The sequence below is a fragment of the Ancylobacter polymorphus genome, from assembly GCF_022836935.1.
GTDB lineage: Bacteria > Pseudomonadota > Alphaproteobacteria > Rhizobiales > Xanthobacteraceae > Ancylobacter > Ancylobacter polymorphus_A.
Window position 1 is genome coordinate 106,716 of the sequence record NZ_CP083240.1, and the last position, 20,960, is coordinate 127,675.

General features: G+C 62.0%; 15 protein-coding genes and 2 pseudogenes. 9 read left to right on the forward strand and 8 right to left on the reverse strand.

The genetic code is table 11. The annotated features are described in order from the left end of the window. Positions 1 to 16 precede the first annotated feature (16 nt). The 3 genes from K9D25_RS21515 (at position 17) to K9D25_RS21525 (ending at position 3,676) form a co-directional block, all read left to right on the forward strand. Positions 17 to 1,372 (forward strand): IS1380-like element ISPme1 family transposase, encoded by a 1,356-nt coding sequence (locus K9D25_RS21515; RefSeq protein ID WP_244375073.1) that lies wholly within the window; start codon positions 17 to 19, stop codon positions 1,370 to 1,372. A 241-nt stretch (positions 1,373 to 1,613) separates the two neighbouring features. Further along, positions 1,614 to 2,657, forward strand: coding sequence for a zinc-dependent alcohol dehydrogenase family protein (locus K9D25_RS21520; protein ID WP_203196851.1), 1,044 nt, complete (start codon positions 1,614 to 1,616; stop codon positions 2,655 to 2,657). A 125-nt stretch (positions 2,658 to 2,782) separates the two neighbouring features. Beyond that, positions 2,783 to 3,676 (forward strand): SMP-30/gluconolactonase/LRE family protein, encoded by an 894-nt coding sequence (locus K9D25_RS21525; protein ID WP_203196852.1) that lies wholly within the window; start codon positions 2,783 to 2,785, stop codon positions 3,674 to 3,676. 213 nt (positions 3,677 to 3,889) lie between these two features. Here the strand turns inward: K9D25_RS21525 and K9D25_RS21530 are convergent. After that, positions 3,890 to 4,036, reverse strand: a pseudogene (locus K9D25_RS21530) (IS481 family transposase); the annotation flags it as partial. A 423-nt stretch (positions 4,037 to 4,459) separates the two neighbouring features. Between K9D25_RS21530 and K9D25_RS21535 the strand changes: the two are divergent. Continuing rightward, positions 4,460 to 6,883, forward strand: coding sequence for a DEAD/DEAH box helicase (locus tag K9D25_RS21535; protein ID WP_244451101.1), 2,424 nt, complete (start codon positions 4,460 to 4,462; stop codon positions 6,881 to 6,883). A gap of 21 nt (positions 6,884 to 6,904) precedes the next feature. Here the strand turns inward: K9D25_RS21535 and K9D25_RS21540 are convergent, their stop codons facing one another. Further along, entirely contained in the window at positions 6,905 to 7,654 is a 750-nt protein-coding gene (locus tag K9D25_RS21540) for a DUF6118 family protein (protein ID WP_030093147.1), read from the reverse strand. Positions 7,655 to 7,665: 11 nt separating this feature from the next. After that, positions 7,666 to 11,271 carry a Ti-type conjugative transfer relaxase TraA gene (gene traA, locus K9D25_RS21545; RefSeq protein ID WP_061979513.1) on the reverse strand — a complete coding sequence of 1,202 codons (3,606 nt, stop codon included), beginning with the start codon at positions 11,269 to 11,271 and terminating at the stop codon, positions 7,666 to 7,668. 267 nt (positions 11,272 to 11,538) lie between these two features. On the opposite strand from traA, the gene K9D25_RS21550 reads away from it, so the two are divergent. The 4 genes and pseudogenes from K9D25_RS21550 to K9D25_RS21565 all read left to right on the forward strand — a co-directional run bounded on the left by K9D25_RS21550 (position 11,539) and on the right by K9D25_RS21565 (position 14,701). After that, positions 11,539 to 12,315, forward strand: coding sequence for an NYN domain-containing protein (locus K9D25_RS21550; RefSeq protein WP_030092369.1), 777 nt, complete (start codon positions 11,539 to 11,541; stop codon positions 12,313 to 12,315). 13 nt (positions 12,316 to 12,328) lie between these two features. Beyond that, a pseudogene (locus K9D25_RS21555) lies at positions 12,329 to 12,639 on the forward strand (mobilization protein). Beyond that, the gene (locus K9D25_RS21560; RefSeq protein WP_030092367.1) at positions 12,636 to 14,300 is read left to right on the forward strand and encodes a type IV secretory system conjugative DNA transfer family protein; all 1,665 of its coding nucleotides are present in this window, start codon (positions 12,636 to 12,638) and stop codon (positions 14,298 to 14,300) included. The pseudogene K9D25_RS21555 and the gene K9D25_RS21560 overlap by 4 nt, the downstream one beginning before the upstream one ends. 11 nt (positions 14,301 to 14,311) lie before the next feature. Next, on the forward strand, positions 14,312 to 14,701 hold the full coding sequence (locus tag K9D25_RS21565) for a hypothetical protein (protein WP_030092366.1): 390 nt from the start codon (positions 14,312 to 14,314) through the stop codon (positions 14,699 to 14,701). Between the two features lie 226 nt (positions 14,702 to 14,927). Here K9D25_RS21565 and K9D25_RS21570 read toward each other — a convergent pair whose 3' ends face one another. The 5 genes from K9D25_RS21570 to K9D25_RS21590 all read right to left on the reverse strand — a co-directional run bounded on the left by K9D25_RS21570 (position 14,928) and on the right by K9D25_RS21590 (position 17,628). Continuing rightward, on the reverse strand, positions 14,928 to 15,245 hold the full coding sequence (locus K9D25_RS21570) for a helix-turn-helix domain-containing protein (protein ID WP_024899700.1): 318 nt from the start codon (positions 15,243 to 15,245) through the stop codon (positions 14,928 to 14,930). Beyond that, positions 15,223 to 15,612, reverse strand: coding sequence for a type II toxin-antitoxin system RelE/ParE family toxin (locus K9D25_RS21575; protein ID WP_019200205.1), 390 nt, complete (start codon positions 15,610 to 15,612; stop codon positions 15,223 to 15,225). The genes K9D25_RS21570 and K9D25_RS21575 overlap by 23 nt, the downstream gene beginning before the upstream one ends. Positions 15,613 to 15,690: 78 nt before the next feature. Continuing rightward, on the reverse strand, positions 15,691 to 15,972 hold the full coding sequence (locus tag K9D25_RS21580) for a ribbon-helix-helix domain-containing protein (protein ID WP_037506114.1): 282 nt from the start codon (positions 15,970 to 15,972) through the stop codon (positions 15,691 to 15,693). A gap of 72 nt (positions 15,973 to 16,044) precedes the next feature. After that, positions 16,045 to 16,668, reverse strand: a complete 624-nt coding sequence (locus K9D25_RS21585) for an AAA family ATPase (protein ID WP_030092365.1) — start codon at positions 16,666 to 16,668, stop codon at positions 16,045 to 16,047. Between the two features lie 243 nt (positions 16,669 to 16,911). Beyond that, complete coding sequence (locus K9D25_RS21590; protein ID WP_231711629.1) at positions 16,912 to 17,628, reverse strand: helix-turn-helix domain-containing protein; 717 nt, start codon at positions 17,626 to 17,628, stop codon at positions 16,912 to 16,914. A gap of 131 nt (positions 17,629 to 17,759) precedes the next feature. Between K9D25_RS21590 and K9D25_RS21595 the strand changes: the two genes are divergently transcribed. Continuing rightward, positions 17,760 to 20,735: a Tn3 family transposase gene (locus K9D25_RS21595; RefSeq protein ID WP_203196853.1), complete on the forward strand. Its 2,976-nt coding sequence runs from the start codon at positions 17,760 to 17,762 to the stop codon at positions 20,733 to 20,735. Positions 20,736 to 20,960: the final 225 nt, after the last annotated feature.

Here is a 20,960-nt window from a genome sequence, read left to right on the forward strand (position 1 = left end):
GCGAGGGGCGCGTTTCATGGATCACCTGGAGGGTGCGGGCTTGGCGCGGGGAGATCGGGTTGATTTCGACCGCCGTGTGCGTCTGGAGTTCCGTGGTGCGCAGATCAGTTCAGACGGTGGCCTGCTGGTGATGCGCGAGCTTGATGACGTGCTCGGCCTGTCCAATCTGGCGTCGGAGGCGCTGCGAGACAGCCGCACCGGGAAGAACACGCTCCATCGGCTTGACGGATTGTTCCGGCAATCGGTGTTCGGACGACTGGCCGGATACGAGGATGTGAACGATGCCGACCGCTTGGCCCTCGATCCCGTGATGCGTCAGGTCGTTGGCGGCAGGGCCGTCGAGGCGCAAGCTGCTTCGGCATCGCAGATGGGACGGTTCGAGACCGAGACGCTGGCTCTGGCCGCGAACCGGGCGGCGCTGGCCGATCTGAACGGCCAATGGATCGACCGGTTTCATGACCGCAACGGGTTGAAATACATCGTGCTGGACATGGACAGCTCGGTCAGCCCCACCCACGGCGATCAGGAAGGTGCTGCCTGGAACGGGCATTTCGACTGCACCTGCTATCACCCCATCTTCTTGTTCAACCAGTTTGGCATGCTGGAGCGCTGCGCCCTGCGTAACGGCAATGCCCACAGCGCCGATGGCTGGCGGGATGTCCTTGATCCCGTCATTGCCCGATATGCTGGCCGCGACCTTGGTGGACGCTTCTTCCGGGCCGACGCTGCCTACGCGATCCCCGCGATCTATATGCGGCTGGAAGAAGCCAGGTTCTTCTACGCCATCCGTCTGCCCGCCAACGCCGTCTTGCGCGAGAAGATCGCGCATCGGCTGACACGGCCCGTGGGACGGCCTTCGCTGACCAAGGTCAAACGGTTCTTCGAGGACTTCGAGTATCAGGCGGCGTCCTGGGACAAGCCGCGCCGCGTCATCGCCAAGATCGAATGGCATCCGGGCGAGCTGTTCCCCAAAGTCGGCTTCATCGTCACCAACCTGCCGATGGAGCCAGACTGGGTGGTGAGGTTCTACAACCAGCGCGGCACCGCAGAGCAGCACATCAAGGAAGGCAAATATGCCTTTCGCTGGACGCGGCTGTCATGCCGGAAGTTCCGGCACAACGAGGTGCGGCTGCAACTGCACGCGCTGGCCTACAACCTGGCAACCTTCCTGCGCTGCATCGAACTGCCCGAGGCCATGGCGGACTGGTCGTTGACCAGCCTGCAACTCAAGCTGATCAAGATCGGCGCCCGCGTCGTCCGCCACGCCCGCGCCATTACCTTCCAGTTGGCCGAGGTCGCCGTCACCGGCCCGATGGTGCGGGCCGTCCTTGCCGCCATCCGCCGTCTTCGAACGCCTCCGTCATGCGCATGACCACGATCCATGCCCAAGCTGAACGAAAGCGGCAGGACAGGTCCGTCTGCCGCGCGGAAAAGCGGCTCTGCCGGGCCAGAATGCTGCGGGTTCGAGGCTTGATCCACCCGACTTCGGCCGTTTGCGCGACGACAGACACCGCTCGGGGCGAAAAACGCTTGCCCAGCGAGCAAAATCAGGCGATCTTGAAGTCAAGCGGCAGGCCACTTGGGGAATGTCGGTTAAGGGAGAGGAGCCCGCTATGAAAGGTGCCGTCTATGATGCCAAGGGAGGCATTGAATGGAAAGAAGTGCCAAAACCCAAGATTGAAGATCCCACAGATGCCATAGTGCGCATCACCAAGACGACAGTGTGCGGAACCGACCTGCATATCCTCAGGGGAGACGTGCCCAGCGTAACCGAAGGCCGGGTGCTGGGCCATGAAGGCGTCGGCGTCGTCGAAGAAGTCGGCAGTTCGGTCACCCGCATAAAGCCGGGTGACCGGGTTGTGATCTCGGCCATCTCGTCCTGCGGCAGTTGCTATCAATGCAAGAAGGGCCTGGGGTGCCATTGCGAGGCGAAGGATGGCGGTTGGGTGCTGGGCAATCTGTTGAACGGCACGCAGGCGCACTATACCCGCGTCCCACATGCCGATAACGGCTTGCACGTCATTCCCGACGGTGTCGATGAAGAGGCCGCGGTAATGCTGTCCGACATTCTGCCCACAGGCTTCGAGGTCGGCGTATTGGCTGGAAATGTGCAGCCAGGCAGCAATGTGGTGATTGTCGGTGCCGGACCTGTGGGTCTGGCGGCGCTGGTCACGGCGCAGTTCTATTCGCCCGCTTCGATCATCGTGATCGACACGGACGATCCACGACTTGAGGCGGCCGAACGCCTTGGGGCGACCCGCACGATCAACCCCTCGAAAGAAGACTATGCCGCCGTGGTCAAAGAACTGACGGACGGATATGGCGCCGATACGGTGATTGAATGCGTCGGTATCCCTGAAACCTTTGACATGTGCCAGAAACTGGTCGCGAAGGGCGGCAACATCGCCAATATCGGCGTGCATGGCACAGCGGTCGATCTACATCTGCAGGACCTGTGGAACGCGAACATCGTGATCTCCACGGGCTATGTCACCACCAATTCGACGCAGATGCTGATGAAGACCGTCGCCTCGGGCAAGATCCGTCCCGAGGAGTTCGTGACCCATCATTTTGCTCTGGACGATATTGAGGAGGCCTACCGCGTCTTTGGCGCAGCCGCCAAGAACAAGGCGCTAAAGCTGATCCTGTCGGCCTGAGCCGGATGCCCGCCCTTCGCTCTGGTCTTGGGCGGGCAAAACCACGTTAGCTGGACTGTGGGCGCATAGATCGCGTTGCCTTTTGGGATGCGGGAACAGTTGGTTGGTTCTGAGGGAGGAGCCTAATGCCGAGAGAGTTGAAGCCGGTCGTTACCGGCATGTCGTATATGGAAGGTCCGCGCTGGCACGACGGGCGTATGTGGTTTTCGGACTTCTACACCCACCGCGTCTATTCGGTGAATGAGGATGGCAGCGACCAGCGCGTTGAACTGGAGGTGCCAAATCAGCCATCAGGTATCGGCTGGCTGCCTGATGGCAGTCTGGTGGCCGTCTCGATGCGCGACCGAAAGATTCTGCGCCGCACACCTAATGGCGAAGTCGTCGTCCATGCCGACTTGTCGGATCATGTCACGGGGCATCCGAATGATATGGTCGTGGACAACAAGGGCCGCATCTATGTCGGCAATTTCGGCTTCGATCTTATGGGTGGTGCCCCGGTATCGCCGACCGTGCTGTTGCGTGTCGATCTGGATGGTTCGGTGCATGAAGTGGCCGATGACCTGTGGTTCCCGAACGGCTCGGTCATCACGCCTGAGGGTGTGCTGATCGTGAACGAAACGATGGGCAACCGCGCCACCGCTTTTGACATTGCCGAGGATGGTAGCCTGACCAACCGGAGGGAATGGTTCAAATTCGCCGAACTTCCGACCGAGACGTACGTCGCGGATGGTATCGACGCCGGGCAATACCCTTGTGGCCCGGATGGCAGTTGTTTGGACGCAGAAGGCGGCTTGTGGATCGCGGATGCGATGAACGGTCGCGTCTTGCGCGTGTTGGAGGGCGGTGAGGTCACCGAAGAAATCGACCCGGGAACAGGCGTCTTTGCCTGCGGTCTCGGCGGCGCCGACGGCAAGACGCTTTACCTCTGCACAGCACCGGATTTCTTCGAGGACAAGCGTTCTGCGGCCCGCGAAGCCGTTTTGATGGCCACGAAAGTGGACGTGCCCGCTGCCACGTAACGGTTTGTTGCGTGAAGGAATGCGTGCCATTCTATTTTGCAGCTGCGCGATAATATATCCTTGGACTTGCCCCTTGCTACGTGGGGCAAGTCCACCGTATAGACCCAGTGGAAATCTGCTCATGCTACAAGAAGTAAAACGTAGCGATGAGTAGACCATTGGAAGACGTCGTCAAACGGTGAACGACCAAGCGCAAGTCAGCGCCGGAAATGCTTAGTTGTTCAGTCCCGGCATCTGTTGGATCGGGTTCAGGATGAATCTGTTGGGCTCTGCTGTCCAGATCTTGCAGATGTATTCGTAGGGTGTGAGGCCGCCTAGGGTCTTCAGCCTGCGCGCAAAGTTGTAGGCTGCGATGAAATCCCCGTTATATAGTCAACGATACGCATTATTTCCGCCCCCAATATTCTTCACAAATATCCAGAGCAGGTTTGTTCAGCTTTGCCGCTTCTGAGGACTTGGCGTCCAGTATAGCAATGAACTTCTCGGCCTCTATGTTCGCCGTAAGAATATTGAACTCGCTTTCTGCTGCATCCCATTTAACGTGGCGCTGCTGAAAATGAAGAAGTTTCTCGATATACTGACCTGGTTCATCTTGATCGCATTATGCGGAGGTTCTGTTGTATGGCATTTTATCGATACTGAAAAAGAAACCCAACTAAGTATATTTCTCGGTAGAATGACTTTTATCTTCGGTGGCATTGGTATCGCCCTGCTCGTGTTTCATCTGATAACCCTTCTATTGTTTCCAACTCGTAAATAATCCGCCTCCTTGGAGGAACGCTTATGAGTATGACAGAAAATCATTACCGCCTTGGGGCAAAGCGTTTCAGCTCCGAATCCAAGTTCATTCCCGATTCCTACCGGGACGAGGTTTTCCGGTTCGTGCAAGGGGCGGTCTGCCCGAAAGAAGACATTGGCCGCAAGGTCACGGCCGGCGGCATCATCGCCATTTCCAACTGGCATGTGCTGTCGGAAGAAGGCGAGCCGCTTGAGGATGAGGAAATCACCGCGCCGGGGGAATCCGCCGATCCGAAAATCGTTGTGCAGAGCGTCCTTCCCCTGACGCCCGGCACCAGCCAAGGCAACGATTTGAACGTGCTGAACCGTCGCTATGAGCGCGGCGGCATCCTCTCCTACCTGAAAGACCTGCCCGCGCTCATGGTCTTCAATGACGAAGCCCACCATATTCACGAGTTCAAGCGGGAAGGCGAGGTGACGGAAGTTGAATGGCAAAAGAGCCTCAACCTGATCGCAGAACCCAAGGGCCGCCGCTTCGTCCAAGTGGACTTTTCGGCCACGCCCTATAACGAGGTCGGGACTGGCCGGAACAGCCGGAAATCCTACTTCCCGCACATCGCCGTTGATTTCGACCTGAAGACGGCCATGCGCACCGGCCTGGTCAAATCCCTTGTTCTCGACAAACGCTCCGAAATCGGGGCGCTGAGCCATGAGGAATTGGATTTCAAGGCCGATCGGGATGAGAACGGCAACCCGATGCTGTCAGAGGGGCAGCGCATTATGTTGCGCGCCGGCCTGACCAAGCTCCGGAAGCTGGAAGCCGATTTTGCCGCCCTCGATCCGGACAAGCATCCGAAAATGCTGGTGGTCTGCGAAGACACCACGGTTACGCCGCTCGTCGCTGATTTCATGCAGCTCGAAGGGCTGGCCGATGACGAGGTTTTGCGCGTCGATTCCAACCGCAAGGGCGAGCTGAAGCCCGACGAATGGAAGGTGCTGCGCGAACGCCTGTTCGACGTGGACCGTCACAAATCCCCGCGCGTCATAGTGAGCGTGCTCATGCTGCGCGAAGGCTTCGACGTGAATAACATCTGCGTCATTGTCCCGCTGCGCGCATCGAGCGCCGGCATCTTGCTGGAACAGACGATCGGGCGCGGCTTGCGTCTGATGTGGCGCGGCAATGAATACGACGACATAAAGCGGGAGAACCGCCAGCTCATTCGCGGCGGAAAGACACCCTCCAACATGATCGACATTCTTTCGATCGTGGAGCATCCGGCGTTCCAGGGCTTCTATGACGAGCTGATTCAGGAAGGCTTGGCGGCTGAAGCAGATGACAACGACGACGAGGCGAATGGCAGCTCGACCGGCGACCTGATCTCGGTTGGCCTCCGGCCGGGCTTCGAGGAATACGATTTCGCCATACCCTTCATCCTGCGGGAACAGGTCGAGGCGCTGGAAGATACCCATATCGACCCTTCGAGCCTCGCGCCGTTCGGATCGTTTTCGCTCCAACAACTCAAGGGGCAGATCGGCCAGGGCGAGAAGTTCCATTCCGAAGACGTGCAGGCGAAAACGCGCTTTGGCGACTATCGCGTGCATGGCGGCGTGATGACCGCGACGGGATATAATGACTACCTGGCCCGGATCACGCGCCGGATCACGGAAGCCGTCACCCTGACGGATACCACAAACAGCTCGAAGGCTTTCGCCAACGCCAGCAAGTTCCCCTACATCCAGATAAACCGGGCCGAGATGGCCGAGGGCATCGACACCTTCATTCGTCGGCACCTGTTCGGCCAGGAGCTGGACCCTCTCACGGATGAGAACTGGCGCGTCCTGCTGATCGACCCGGTGACGGAGCACATTATCAAGGTGTGGGCGCGCGCCATTCTCGAAGCGGAAGACAGCGTGATTGTCGCCAATGCCGAGGTCGCGCATCGGCGTCTTTCGGAAGTGCCCAAGCTCGCCATGCGGGAAGGATCATCGCTGGCCGTCGAGAAAGCTATCTATCTGCGCCTTCCCTATCCCTCGCGGAACGGCGGCCTTGAACTGGCATTTATGGAAACCTGCGAGCGTGACGCCAGCGTTGAAGCCTTCTGCAAGATCAACGAGCAGAAACACACCTTCGCGCGCCTGCGATACATCAAGGAAGATGGGCTTCCGGCGTTCTATTCGCCGGATTTCTTCGTGAGAGCAGGCGGAGCGATTTATCTGGTGGAAACAAAGGCACAAGGCCAGCTCACCAGCCCGAACGTGCTGCGCAAGCGCAAGGCCGCCGTTTCATGGTGCGACCGGATCAACGCCCTTCCTCCGGAACAGCGTAGCGATTCCGAATGGCACTATGTCCTTCTCGGGGAAGACACCTTCTATGGCTGGCGGGACAAGGGCGGCTCGATCGCTGATCTTCTTGCCTATGCCCGGCTGCGCCCTGTCGAAGACAAAGGCCAGGCCAAGTTCGCCTTCTGAACTTCACGCCGGGGCAGCAATCTATTGCCCCGGCGCTTTCACGGTGATGGTGCAACGCTGATCCTCGCCGGCCGTGCGCGCGGCCTCCCAACAAGCCGCTACCGCCTCCCTGTTCGCCTCAACAAGCTGATCGGCCGACGCCACCCGCTGCCATGCTTCCGGGCTGCCGAACGCCATGAGGCTCATGCCGGCCTGCCACGGCCTTTCGCCCATGACGACGCTGGCGACACGCGGCGCGGCCGAGAACGGCAACAGGCGCGGAAGGAACAGCATCACCAGCGCGCCGGCGAGCAGGCCGACAGCGAAGGCGACGACAAGCCACCAATTTTGCCGATCGCGCTCCCGCGCGCTGGCGACGTGCGCCGAAAGATTGCGGCCGGCGCGCTCGAGGTCGGACGCCTGCCGCTCGAGCTGCTGCGCGGCGGTGCGTATAAGGGCCTCGCCGCTGCGCTCGAGGACCGCCGCATAGTGCTGCGCGCCCTGCCGGAGAATGGGTGACTGCTCTACGCCGTGCATCCGCTCCGCAACATTGTCGAGCGCCTGCACGAGCTGGGCGAGCTGGGGCTTGTAGTCCTGCGCCGGCTCGATCTTTTCGAGCTGGTCGAAAGCCGCTTCCAGCCCGCGCCGCATCACGGTCATTTCCGCGCCGATCTGCGCGCCCTGCGTCTCGATCGTGCGCCGTAGCGCGTCGAACGCGGCGGCCGGGTCGCCGGCGTCCTCGTCCAGTGCTTCCGGCTCGATTCCTTCCCTGTCGTCGTCCAGCTCCGCCATGTTCTCCGTGCCTACCTTTCCATGCCGATGCCCCGGCTAAGCCGGTGGCCGCGTGTCATTTCGTCTTGCAGCGCGCGGGCAATGGTCTGCTCGCGGCGAAGCTCCTGACCGATTCCAAGTTCCTGCCGGCGATTGCGCAGGATGGAATCTACCTGCGGGTCACGCTCAAGGCTCTTGGTCATGCCGTTCATGTGGCTTTCGACCTTGGCGCGGGCGTCGTCGTGCTGCCAGCCGCGAAGCTCCCGGCGCTGCCCCTGTAGCTCCTGCCAGCGTTCAACGAACCGCTCGGCCCTGATATTCGGGTCTTGCAGCGCGGCGTTTTCGCGCTTCATCCCGTCGATAACATGGGCGACACGCTCCCGGCCGGAAAGCTCGGTCATGGCGCGCGCCGTCGCCGGGTCGTTTTCCAGCGTCGAGCGCATCAAATCTTTCATGCCGCCGCGCACCTGGTCGAGCTGCTGGCCGGCATCGCGCATTTCCTGCCGCTGCATGTCGAGAACGGGCAGGCCCTCGCGCCGGTGCTGGTCGATCGACTGATAGGCCCGCGAATATCGGTCAACGGCCGTCTCAAGCGGCGACGGCCCCCGCGCCCGCTCGGCCAGCCGGTCGGGCGCCGGCGCCGGCCGCAAGCTCCCTTCCCTTTCCGGCCGCTCGCTGCGCTCCTGAGAGGCGGCAGGACGCGCATTGAGCTTGAGGCCGGCGAACATACCGCGCCGCTGCTTCTCGGCCTGCTGCGGCCTGTTCTGGTCGATCTGTGGGCCGTCCTCGCCGGCGCGGTCTGGCTCGCGGCTCTCGGCCGCCGCGCCGCGCCCGAGTTTCAGGCCCTCGAACGGATTGCGGCGCTGCTGTCGATCGCCGGCGAGATCCTCGCGCGGATCTGCACGGAGATCCTGCGCGAGATCCGCGCCAACTTTTTGCGAGGATCTGCGATCAAGCGCATGATCCCCGGCCGTCGACTCCCGCTCCGCACGTAGCCCGGCCGCGCGCTCGGCCGGAATCTCGATCTCGCTGCGGATGCCCATTTGCTCCGCGATCCCGCGCCGCTCGGCAAAGTCGCGGGTATAATCGAGCGTCGTTTCCTTGACGCCCGACCGGGAAAGGCGGCGCTCTAGCTGGCTATAGGCCAGCTCGCCGGCGTCCTGAACCTTCCATGCGTTCCGGTGCGTCTGCGTCCCATCCGGCAAGGTGACGGGGGTGGAACCCTCATGCTGTAGGCCGATCTTCTCCCCGATCTCCGGCGCGGCCTCCTTCATGGCGCGCTCAAGATCGACGCCCCATAGGGTGCGCTGCTCGCCCTTGTCGTTTTCCAGCGTCACGAAATAGCTGCCGGATTTCTGCGGGTCATGCTCGAACGGGGCGGCCCCATGCTCGACCAGCCGGCCGGCATTGGTGAACTCGTCCTGTGCGGCGTAGAGCTGCATACCATCACGATGCCGGGTCATGGCGACATAGGTTAGGTGCCGGTCCATCGTCCCCGACGCCATCACATAGGACCGATCGACCGTCGCACCCTGATTTTTGTGAATCGTCGTCGCATAGCCGTGGTCGATCGCCTGATAGTCGCCCATCGGCACGGAAACGCTACGCTCCCGGCCGCCGTCCAGCGTGGCGATGATCCGGCCTTCCTCGACATGCTCGACCGTGCCAAGCATCCCGTTTTTCACGCCAAGGTCGCGGTTGTTCTCCAAGAACACGATGCGGTCGCCGGGCGCGAACTCCCGCTTTCCGTCATTGGTCTGGAAGGTCAGCGCGCCGGCGTCCTCGCCCTGCGCCAGCTCGCCCCGGTCCTGTAGCTCGGTCCTGATCGCGTCATTGATCGCCCGAACATCGGCCCGGCGATGCGCCATCGCTACGCGGGTGCCGTCCGGGCGCTCGTCGCGGTCGGCAAGATAATCCCGCACGATCTGGCCGCGCGCGTCCTCGCCCGTCTCGGCAAAGCTGATATTGCCATGATCCCGATAGGCTGCCAGCCCCTCGGCCGTCCGGTGCGTGGCGAAGTCAACCGACGCCTCCCGCTGCCAGTCCACGCGCTGCCGGCGTATCTCGGACAGCTCGGCATGGCCGATTTCCTCCGTGATCGCCCGGAACGGTGCGCCGGCCCCGATCGCCTGTAGCTGCTCATGGTCGCCTACAAGGACGATCTTCGCCCCGCGCGCCTCGGCCTCGCCAACGAAGCGGGCGAGCTGGCGGCTCCCGACCATGCCGGCCTCGTCGATCACGAACACGTCGCCGCGGCCGATCGTGCCGCGGTCGTTCTCCCAACCGCGGGACCATGACGCGAGGGTGCGGCTCTGGATGCCGGAACTTTCCTCCAAGCCCTCGGCCGCCTTCCCCGACAAGGCCGCACCGTGGACCTGATAGCCCTCGGCCTCCCATGCCTCGCGCGCCGCCGCGAGCATGGTGGACTTGCCAGCGCCGGCATAGCCGACAACGGCCGCGATCCGCTCCGGCCCGGTGATATGCTCGATCGCCCGGCGCTGCTCGTCGGACAACCGGGCGGAAGCATCGCCGGCGCTGCGCTGAATGGCGGCGTCCTGCCGCTCTATGGCGCGCTCGACATGCCGGCGATCGACGCCATGACCATGCGCGCCGTGCATCCGCTGCGCGCTCTCGATCATGCCGGATTCGATCTCGACCATTTCGCGGGTCGAATAGCGGGCAAGCTCGATCTCGCCCGTTGCCGGGTCGGCCCGCTCGGGCTGAAGCTCGACCAGCGCCGGCGAGGCCATCACCTTGGCGAACGCGCTCTGAAACTCCTGCGGATCGTCGTTGATGTAGCGATGCAGCGCCCGCGCAACGTCGTGCCGGTCGAACACGCTCTTTTCCCCGGTGATGAGGGTTAGAACCTGCTCGGGCTTCTCCCGGATCAACTCGGCATTGCGCCGGGCCGCTTCCTCGTCCAGCCGCGCCCGCGATACGTCGAGGCCGCGCCGCTCCATCTGCGTGGCATGGACGCCCATATGTTCGGTTGGCGCGATCTCTAGCCCGCGCTCCATATGCGAACGATGGTCGATGCGAATATCTAGCCCGGCCATCGCAAGCCGCTCGTTGGCGATCCCCTCCCATCGCTGGCGAAGGTCGCGGAGCTGCATATCTGTCGTCGGCAGGTCGTGCGCCAACAGCCATTTGTTTTCGCGCTCAAGATAGGTCTTGTCGCCTAGCCCGTCCTCCGTCACCTGCCGCGTGGTCATAAGAATGTGGGCATGGTGATTGCGAACGTCGCTCGCCTCGTGCGGCGCATGAATGGCGAAGTCCACGGCCGCGCCGTAGCGGTCGGCCAGCTCCTGCGCCATCTCCCGCGCCGCCTCTAGCCGCTGCTCGGCCGATAGCTCATGCGGCAAGGCAATCTCGAACTCCCGCGCAACGCGGGCATCCTTGCGCTTCTCGGCAAACTCGGCGGCGTTCCACAAGTCCGACCGATCCCGCGCCCAATCGGCTGAAACGCCTTCGGGCAAGACGATCTCGGCATGTTCAACGCCCTGCTTGCGGCTGAAATCATGCGTGATCCCGTCGCGTTCGTTGGTCAGCTTCTCCCCGGCACGATAAGCCATTGAGGCGACGGCGCTACGGCCGCCCGCCCGCGAAACTGGCTTCATGCTCAAATGGTAGATCGCCAACCCGTTGCCTCGATCTAGTTTCCGCCTTTCCCGCCAGCCTCCAAGCTGGCGGCGCGCTGAGTTGCATAGCAACTCGTAAGTGCGCCCTTCTCAACTCAATCGCTACGCTATTTCGTCGCTCGGTGTGGCGCTTGCGGCAAGGTCGATGCGATGAACTGAGGCCCTGATTGTGCTGCAAAGCCGCCAAAAATTCAAGGTAGCGCATAATCGTGTTTGGTGACGCTGCTTGCATCGGATAGACTTCGGCTCAAATGGGAGTGCAGACCGATGGCAATAGACAGCGCCGGAACACTTGCGTTGCTGATCGACGGCGATAATGCCACCCCGAAAATCATAACCGGGCTGCTGGCTGAGATCGCCAACTATGGCACCGCCAGCGTCAAGCGCATCTATGGCGATTGGACCAAGCCGAACCTCAACGGCTGGAAAGAGTGCCTGCTGGAACACTCGATTCAGCCGGTCCAGCAATTCGCCTATACGACCGGGAAGAACGCAACGGACGGCGCGATGATTATCGACGCGATGGACTTGCTCTATACCGGCCGCTTCTCCGGTTTCTGCATCGTCTCAAGTGATAGCGACTTTGCCCGCCTGGCCGCGCGCATCCGTGAGCAAGGCGTCATCGTCTATGGGTTCGGGGAGCGCAAGACGCCCCGCCCCTTCATCACCGCTTGCGACAAGTTCGTCTATTTCGACGTGCTCAACACGGCCGGGGAACAGAAGGAAGCGGAAGCCGTCACCGCGCCTAAAGCGGCCGCCGCCAAGCCTGCACCGGCGAAAGCGGCACTCGATCGCGCTGCCCTCGACATGCTGGCGAAAGCTGTCACCGCCTCGGCCGACGAAGACGGCCGCGCTAATCTGGCCCGCGTCGGCGCGCACCTGGCGAAACAATCGCCGGATTTCGACGCCCGTAACTATGGCTTTCCCCGCCTCTCCGATCTGGTCGAGGCGTCGGGCATTGTCGAGGTCGAGCGCATTGGCGAAAATCCGAAAATTATCATGGTTCGCCTCAAGGGCGGGCCAACCCCTCGCCCCGCTAGATAGAAGGAAACGACACATGGCGCGCAAGACGATCGAACAGCGGTTGGCCGAGCTGGATGCGCAGCGCGCCACGCTCAAGGCCCGGCTCGGCTCGGCAAACAGGAGCGCGCCAACGATACCCGCCGCAAGGTGCTGCTCGGCGCGCTCGTTCTGCATCGCCTCGAAAGCGGCAAGGATGAGGAATTTTCCCGACGCCTCCGCGAATGGCTCAAGCGCGAGCTGCCCGACTTCCTGACGCGCCCTGGCGATAAGGAACTCTTTGCCGATCTGATCGCCAACGCGCCGGCCAGGGAGACAACAGACAGCGCCGGGGGGGCCGCCTCATGAATCAGGCGACGTTAGCCTGGGCCGCGTTCAAGAACATGATGCGGCAGGCTGCGCGTGATCCGCTATGGGCGTTCCTATCCCTGCTCGCCCTGCCCTTCCGCATCTGGAAACCGCTTCTCGGGCTTCTGTTCATCCTCATCATAACCCTGTTCGTGGTCGGCTTCGGCGGCCGGTTCTTCCTCGAACAAATGGGCTTCGGCCCCGGCTCGGTTCCCTTCATCGCGCTCGATCTCGTCACGCTGCTGGTGCTGGCCGCGATCACCTTCCGGCTCGTCACCAATCCGCTGATTATCCATTTCGGGGATATGGACGGCGAAACCCACGGCTCGGCCCGCTTCGCCACCGACAAGGAAACCGCCGCCCTTGCCCGCGCCGATTCCGGCCTGCTGATCGGCCGCGACGGCAAAACGGGAAAGCTCCTGCGCTATGACGGCCCGGCCCACCTGCTGACGATGGCCCCGACGCGCACCGGCAAAGGGGTGGGAACCATCATCCCTAACCTGCTCACGGCCGACCGCTCCGTGATCTGCATCGACCCCAAGGGCGAAAATGCCAAGATCGCCGGCCACGCCCGCCAGACCTTCGGCCCGGTCCACGTCCTCGACCCCTTCGGCGTCACCGGCCAGCCCTCGGCCGCCTTCAATCCTCTCGACCAGCTCGACCCGGCCGGCCTCGATGTCGCGGAAGATGCAAGCACCTTGGCCGACGCCCTCGTGTTCGATGAACCGGGCATGGCCGGCGAGGCGCATTGGAACGAGGAAGCCAAGGCGCTCATTGCCGGCCTGATCCTCCATATTGCCGCCAGCGAGCCGCGCGACAGGCGAAACCTCGCTACCCTGCGCGAAGCTCTCACCCTCGCCCCTGAAGCCTTCGCGGCGCTCCTGAAGGACATGCAGGCGTCAACGGCCGCCGGCGGCCTGATCGCCCGCGCCGCAAACCGCCACCTCGGCAAATCCGACCGGGAAGCGGCCGGCGTCCTCTCGGCCGCGCAGCGCCATACCCATTTCCTCGACAGCCCCCGCATGGTCGCGGTCCTCGGCCGATCCGATTTCCGCTTTGCCAATCTCAAGCGCCGCAACGCCTCGGTGTTCCTCGTCCTGCCGCCCGATCGCCTCGCCACCTATTCCCGCTGGCTGCGTCTGCTCGTCGCGCAAAGCCTGACCGACATGGCGCGCGACCCCGCCAAGCCGGCCGTGCCGGTCCTCTACCTGCTGGATGAGTTCGCCGCCCTCGGCCACCTCGCCCCCGTCGAGCGCGCAATGGGCCTCATGGCCGGCTATGGCGTCCAGCTCTGGCCGATCCTGCAAGACGTTCACCAGCTCCGCGCCACCTACGGGCAACGCGCCGGAACCTTCCTGTCAAACGCCGGCGTCCTACAGGTGTTCGGTGTCAACGATCACGACAGCGCCCGCCTCGTCTCCGATCTGCTCGGGCAGGAAACCGTGGTGTTCCAGACCATGAGCCGGGCGCTCGATTCCGAAAAATCCGGCCTCTCCTATGGCGAGCAACACACGGCCCGGCCGCTGCTGACCCCCGATGAGGTCCGCAACCTGCCGCAGCATGTCGAATTGCTGTTCCTCGCCGGGCAACGGCCGATCGTCGCCGGCAAGCTCGCCTATTACGCCGATGCAGAATTCCGGGGGCTGTTCGACCAAGCATAAAGGATGAAACCATGACCGACACCGATGCGCCCGAATGGCCCGATCCCGCCGACAAGGCCCATGCCGTTGAACAGGCCAAGCAGCTCCGTGACCAGGCCGCCAAGGGCGGCTTGCGGTTTGAAGCCTATCTGCCGCCGTCGCTGGCCCTGTGGCTGCTCGATCTGATCGAACAGGACACGTTCCTTGATCCGTCCGAAGCCGTGTTCGTGATCCTGGGCGAGCATAAGGAGCTGGCACCCCATGCCGATCTGCGCCGGGAACTACTCAAGCGCCGCATACAGGTGGCGGCCGATGATTCCCGACCGGGTATTTCGATGGAAGAAATGAAAGCCCTACTGCGCGAAAAGCGCGAAGCCCCCCTGCCCGAGCCGGCCAGATGGGAAAAGCGGTCCCGGCGCTGACGCACCGGGGCTTCTCTCTTGCGGCCCTCCGGTCACTTCGGCGCTATGTGGGAGCGCGTTCCCTCCGGGCCGGGGCCGGCTGCTCGCCGGCATCGCTCAACCAGGCCACACCCGCGACGCTAGCCCCCGGCCGTCCCGCTCTCATCATCTAGGGCCGTAGGGACGGCCGGGGGCGGGATGCAGGCAGACAACTTGCCAAATTGCTTGTTTGCCAACTTGCCAGCAATCAGGCAATCGCCTCAAGGCCCCTTTTCTGAATAACGGTCAGCAGCCGCAGCGCCGGGCCGCCGGGCTTCTTCACCCCACGTTCCCAATCTGACACCAGCCCCTTACTCACGTTGAGATAGCGGGCAAAGACAGGCTGCGAGATACGCTCACGCTCACGAATAGAACGGATTTCCTCGGGGGTCAGCGGCTCAACGGTTGTCAGACACCCCTCGTCAAATTCGCGCATCGTCTGCTTGTCGATCGCGCCGGACTCATAGAAGCCTTCCATCATCTCATGGACGGCCGCCAGAGCTTCACTCTTGTAAGTCTTGCTCATCGCAATTCACCTCGAACATTCGACCCGCAGCAACTTCCGCGTCCATCTGCGCATCTGCAAACCCCAAGACCAGCTTTGCGGCCTTCTTCAAGTAGGCTTCTTCCGCATCATCAAGGTTCGCCATATCGCTCTTGGCAAACCCGAACGCGAAAACCGCCCTCGTCTCCGCGCGGAAGAAAACCAGCGTTCGGAAGCCGCCAGACTTTCCAGCGCCGGGCCGCGCTACTCGTTGCTTGATAAGGCCGGCCCCTAGATCGGCGTCGATCTGGCCGCGCTCAGCCCGCTCTACAGCCTCACAAAGCATCGCGTCAGAGATTTTCTCCTTTCGGGCAAACTTGTGAAACCGGCTGTTTTTGAAAACCCTCACGCGACTTCCTCGCCCCTGAATGTATGACACATAGCGTTACACTTCAAGGCCCTTACCGCATCGCCGCTTTGCTGGCAATCAAGCACTATGTTTTGCCAGCAAGTCAGCAAGCGCCTCGCGCATGAGGTCTTCAATGGAGCGGTCGGTGTCGGCTGACAGCCGCTTAACCCGGCGATGTTCCTCCGGCTCGACCACGACTGTCACCCGCTTCATTCCGGCCCGCGTGGCGGCATGGTAACGCTTACCCTCGGCACGATCCGGGGTCGGCGCGGGGGCGGATTCCGCGATAGGCGCAACAGGCGGCGTGGTCTGCGCGCCCACGGCCTTCATGCTCGCGGCTAAACTCGGTCTTTTCGACATGGTTTTATCCCATCAAACTGCCAGTTTGCCAGCAATACCATTATGCCTTATTGCTGGCAATACAGCTTGCCGTCAAATCAGCAATTGGCCTCTAAGCCAGGTCAGCAATTCGGACACTTCCTCGCTGGCTTTGCCGGCCGGCTCATACTCCGGAGCGGTTTTGCCGGCCGTGAGCGCATGTCCGAAAGCCGCCCGCTGCTGGAAGGCGACGGGGGCAACCTCCAAGCCGTGAACCTGAACGGCTTCCCGCGCATCGGCCAGAAGCTGCGTGGCACGCGGCGGCACGGCGTTCAAAACGACAAAGGCCGGCTTTTGGGCGAGTTTCACCAGCTCGGCCGTGCTTCCGATCGCGCGAAGATCGAGGATTCCGGCTCGGCACGGGATCAACACCATGTCGGACGATCGCGTTGCCGCCATTGCGGCCGCTTCCGAGTGCGGCGCGGTGTCGATCACGACCAGCTCGGCCCCGCCATCGGTCGCGGCCTGCAAGCCTTGCGGCAAACGAGTGTGAGGAAGCGCGACGACAACCGGGGCCTCACCTTGTCGGCTATCGCCCCATCCGGCGGCGCTTGCCTGGGGGTCAAGGTCGATGATAGCGGCGGGAAGCCCGGCCGCCTCGGCGGCCGTAGCAAGGTGCAAGGCGAGGGTGGTTTTTCCAGCCCCGCCTTTTTGGCTGACTATGGCGATTGTTTTCATATTGCTGGCATAGCAGCAAACCGCATTGACGGCAAGAATTTTTGCTTAAATGCCTTATTGCTGGCAATACAGCAAATATTAAGCCCCGCCCTTGCCCCTCGCTCCCTCTCGAAAGCCCGTAGGACGGTTGCCGCCGGCGCGAACGTGGCGGTTTTGCTGTGAGGGTGCCGCCTCCCGATCCGCCTTATACGCGGATCGGAACCGCCGCAGGGCTGCGCAAGCAGCCCGAACAGCGGCGACCGCTTATGTTTGCCCTCTTAGATAAAGATCAGATGGGGATTCAGTCTGGTTATCGGACTCACGTTTCATCACACTCTTTGCCAGCATCACGAGGGCCTTACCGAGCGGGCTATCGCCGGTGTCGAGCTGCGTCCGCTCATCGAGGGGCAGGGTGGTCTTGTAGGCGTCGATTGCCTCGCTCCATGCCTGCTGATCCTGTCCATGATCAGCAGGCGGGGGCGGGGCCTTGCCGAACCTGCCGAGAAACTGACGGGCCTTTTCCGGCAAGGACAGGCGATAGGCGTTGCTCGTCTGCTGGACCTGTGGGCCGCGCCCCTCGTTGCCGGTCGGCTCGTAGCGCCGCAGCCAGTCGATGAAACCATGCGCCCGCAGGTTCTTCAGCGCCCGCACGATCGTATCGCGCGACCGGCCTAGCCGATCCATGATCGTGGTGATTGACGGCTCTAACCGGCCGGTGCGGAAGTCTATGAGATTGACGAACAGCCGCAGCACGTCGAGCGCCACCGATCCTAGCGGGCCGCTTCGCTCGCCCTTCTCGTGCAAGCCGGCCTCATTGTAGATTTCGGCCGCCTTCAAGATTGCCTGAACGTCCTTGCGCGTCGTCGGCCGCCATATCCGGCCCTCCGATCGGCCCCGGATATGACTATGCCGGCGAACTGGGATCAGAACAAGAGCTGTGCAGAATCGTACGCTAAGGTCGAACGAAGCGTGAACCGAGATTCTTGTGTCTCGCGATTTCCAGGCGCGCCGTCTGATCCCAGTGGAAAACCGTGGCAGTAGGATAGCTGCTGTTTCCACATCCAGTCAGCTCGGCAACATTGAGCGGGAGTTGGTGTGTGCGGAGTTGAGCAGTGGCCAGGCGCAAGATTCTCAAAGCTCAGGATCGTCGGGAGCTTTTCGATATTCCGGCTGATGAGGACAGTCTAATCCGACACTATTCATTGTCCGCGTCGGATCGCCTCGAAATTGACCTTCGCAGGCGCGAGCACAATAAGCTCGGCTTCGCTGTTCAGCTTTGCGTGATGCGACATCCGGGCCGGGTGCTGGCCGCAGGCGAAATTCCGCCGCGTGCGATGCTGAAATATGTGGCCGACCAGATCGGCGCCGATCCCACTGCGTTTACAATCTATGCCCGCCGGGAAGAGACGCGCCGCGATCACATTGCGCGCCTGATGATCTATCTCGGCGTCAGAAGCGCGACAGCTCAGGATCGTCGCGCGGGGCTGTTGTCGGCAATTGAGGCGGCCACGATGTCCGACAGCGGCGCTTCGATTGTGAATGCCATTGTCGCCACGATGCGAGAACGCGGAGCCCTGTTGCCCGCGGTGGAGATCATCGAGCGAATGGCGCTTGCGGCCCGCGCCATAGCTCGCCGTCGCGCGGAGACAGCGCTTATCGACGGTCTCACACCTGAGAAGCTGCTGGCTCTCGACAAGCTGCTCGAGGTTGATGCGGCGGTCGGCCAGACTCGCTTCCATTGGTTGCGGTCCGCGCCGGAAGCGCCCGCAGCTTCAAATCTGGTAGGACTGACTGAACGAATTGCCTTCCTGCGCACGCTCGGGATCGATCCCGGTTTGCGGGCGCGCGTGGCATCCGGGCGGTGGGACCAAATGGTCCGTGAGGGCAATGCCACACCGGCGTGGCTGGCCAACGACTTCAATGCCAGCCGTCGCCACGCCCTGATTGTCGCGCAGGTGATCAAGCTCGGCGAGAAGCTAACCGATGATGCCGTTACGATGTTCATCAAGCTGATCGGGCGGCTGTTCTCCCAGGCGCACAGTCGCAAGAAACGGCGGCACATGGACCAACGGACAGACACCTCCAAGGCCCTGCGTATGTTCCTCGATACGATAACAGCGCTGCAATCGGCCAACGATCGGGGTCAGGACGCGCTTGAGGTTCTTGACCAAAAGGTCGGTTGGCACCGGCTGCTTCGAATGAAGCCTGAGCTTGCAGCAATGGTCGAGGACAACGAGGCATCCCCGCTGGTCCTGGCGGCCGAGCAGTATGGTGGCGTCCTCAAATACGCGACGGCGTTCCTGGCAACCTTTACGTTCCGTTCAGCGCGCCGCCACGATTCTCTGCTCACAGCTATTGCGATGCTCCGAAGGCTTCATTCGGAGGGACGGCGCACACTGCCCGAGCGTGTTCCGACCAGCCATCTCAGTCCAACCGATCGGAAACTGATCTTTGGGCAGCAGAAGCCCGATCGTCGGCTCTATGAGATAGCCACGCTCGCCGCATTGCGCGAGCGCCTTCGCTCGGCGGATATCTGGGTGGAGGGCAGCCGCTCGTTCCGCCCGATCGACGACCACCTCATGCCGCGATCTACGTTCACCGCGATGAAGGAAGAGGATCGGCTTGGCCTTGGTGTGGGCAGTGACGGCGCCGCTTGGCTGAACGAAGTAATGCAGGTGCTGGACTTCAATCTGAAGCGCCTGGCCTATCGCGCTCGCGCTGGTAAGCTCAAGGGTGTTCGTCTCGAAGCGGGAACGCTGATCGTGACGCCGACCGTCGGCGACGTTCCTGCGGCAGCCGAAGAACTGAACGCAGAGATCAGCGAGATGTATCCGCTTGTCGAAGTTCCTGATCTCCTTAGGGAAGTGCATGATTGGACGGGCTTTGCCGATCACTTCACACATGTCCGCACGGGTGACGCCCCACGGAATGTCTCCGCCATGCTGGCCGGCATCTTGGCCGATGCAACCAATCTTGGTCCGAAGCGGATGGCCGGCGCCTCCAAGGGCATCAGCGCCCATCAGATTGGCTGGATGCGCACCTTCCATGCCCGATCAGAAACCTATCGCGCCGCTCAGGCCTGCATCACCGACGCCCATACCGGTCACCCGCATTCCCGTCTGTGGGGCAACGGAACGACCGCGTCGTCCGACGGACAGTTCTTCCGTGTGAGCGACCGAGCGGCAAAACGCGGCGACGTCAACCTGCACTATGGCAGCGAGCCGGGATCGAAATTCTACAGCCACCTGTCGGACCAGTACGGCTATTTCAGCATTTTGCCGATCAGCCCCACGGAAAGCGAAGCGGCCTATGTGCTCGATGGCCTGTTTGACCAAGATACGATCCTGGATATCCAGGAGCATTTTACTGACACTGGTGGCGCGAGCGATCACGTCTTCGGGCTGTTCGCCCTGATCGGCAAACGCTTCGCGCCTCGATTGCGCAATCTCAAAGATCGAAAGTTCCACACATTCGAGAAGGGCGATGCCTACCCGGCGCTGACGAACCACATCGGGGCTCCGATTAACACCGCGTTGATTCTCGATCGTTGGGACGATCTGCTCCATCTGGCAGCCTCGATCACGACGCGCTCCGTCGTCCCCTCGACCATCCTCAAAAAGCTCTCGGCGTCTCCGATGGAAAGCCAGCTGGCAAAGGCGCTGCGGGAACTCGGCCGGATTGAGCGCTCGCTGTTCATGATCGAATGGTATTCGAGCCCAGCCTTGCGCCGACGGTGCCAAGCCGGCCTCAACAAGGGTGAGGCAGCGCATAAGCTCAAACGCGCGGTGTTCTTCCACGAGCGCGGCGAAATCCGTGACCGTTCATTCGAGAGCCAAGCATTCCGCGCGTCTGGCCTCAATCTTGTCGTCAGCGCCATCGTGCACTGGAACACCGTCTATCTCGACCGCGCTGTCACTCATCTGAAGCGAGACGGCAGAAACATTCCCGACACGCTGCTCAAGCACGTCTCGCCGCTCAGTTGGGAACACATCAACCTGACCGGCATCTACACCTGGGATACTGAGCACCAGATGCCCGAAGGCTTCCGATCGCTTCGCTTGCAAGCCCCAGTCCGGCGAGTAGCATGATGTTCATGATTCGTTCGGCCTTAGCGTACGATTTTGAGCAGCTCTTGTTCTGACCCCCACATGCGCATCGGCCAATCGCTCCAGGCGCCAGCCAGCAGCAGGTGGCGGAGCCCAGGTCGCACCCCGCCCTTCTTCGCTGCAGTGACCAATTTTTGGATATAATTTTTGGTCGCGCCGTCATTGCCACTGACCAATTTCTGGATATAATTTTCGGACACAAACGGA

Excerpts from the sequence above, each read along its gene's own strand:
- K9D25_RS21520 (WP_203196851.1), top strand. The coding sequence starts at position 1,614 with ATGAAAGGTGCCGTCTATGATGCCAAGGGAGGCATTGAATGGAAAGAA.
- K9D25_RS21540 (WP_030093147.1), bottom strand. The coding sequence starts at position 7,654 with ATGGCGGAGCTGGACGACGACAGGGAAGGAATCGAGCCGGAAGCACTG.
- K9D25_RS21525 (WP_203196852.1), top strand. The coding sequence starts at position 2,783 with ATGCCGAGAGAGTTGAAGCCGGTCGTTACCGGCATGTCGTATATGGAA.
- K9D25_RS21550 (WP_030092369.1), top strand. The coding sequence starts at position 11,539 with ATGGCAATAGACAGCGCCGGAACACTTGCGTTGCTGATCGACGGCGAT.
- K9D25_RS21535 (WP_244451101.1), top strand. The coding sequence starts at position 4,460 with ATGAGTATGACAGAAAATCATTACCGCCTTGGGGCAAAGCGTTTCAGC.
- K9D25_RS21570 (WP_024899700.1), bottom strand. The coding sequence starts at position 15,245 with ATGAGCAAGACTTACAAGAGTGAAGCTCTGGCGGCCGTCCATGAGATG.
- K9D25_RS21560 (WP_030092367.1), top strand. The coding sequence starts at position 12,636 with ATGAATCAGGCGACGTTAGCCTGGGCCGCGTTCAAGAACATGATGCGG.
- K9D25_RS21565 (WP_030092366.1), top strand. The coding sequence starts at position 14,312 with ATGACCGACACCGATGCGCCCGAATGGCCCGATCCCGCCGACAAGGCC.
- K9D25_RS21580 (WP_037506114.1), bottom strand. The coding sequence starts at position 15,972 with ATGTCGAAAAGACCGAGTTTAGCCGCGAGCATGAAGGCCGTGGGCGCG.
- K9D25_RS21515 (WP_244375073.1), top strand. The coding sequence starts at position 17 with ATGGATCACCTGGAGGGTGCGGGCTTGGCGCGGGGAGATCGGGTTGAT.
- K9D25_RS21585 (WP_030092365.1), bottom strand. The coding sequence starts at position 16,668 with ATGAAAACAATCGCCATAGTCAGCCAAAAAGGCGGGGCTGGAAAAACC.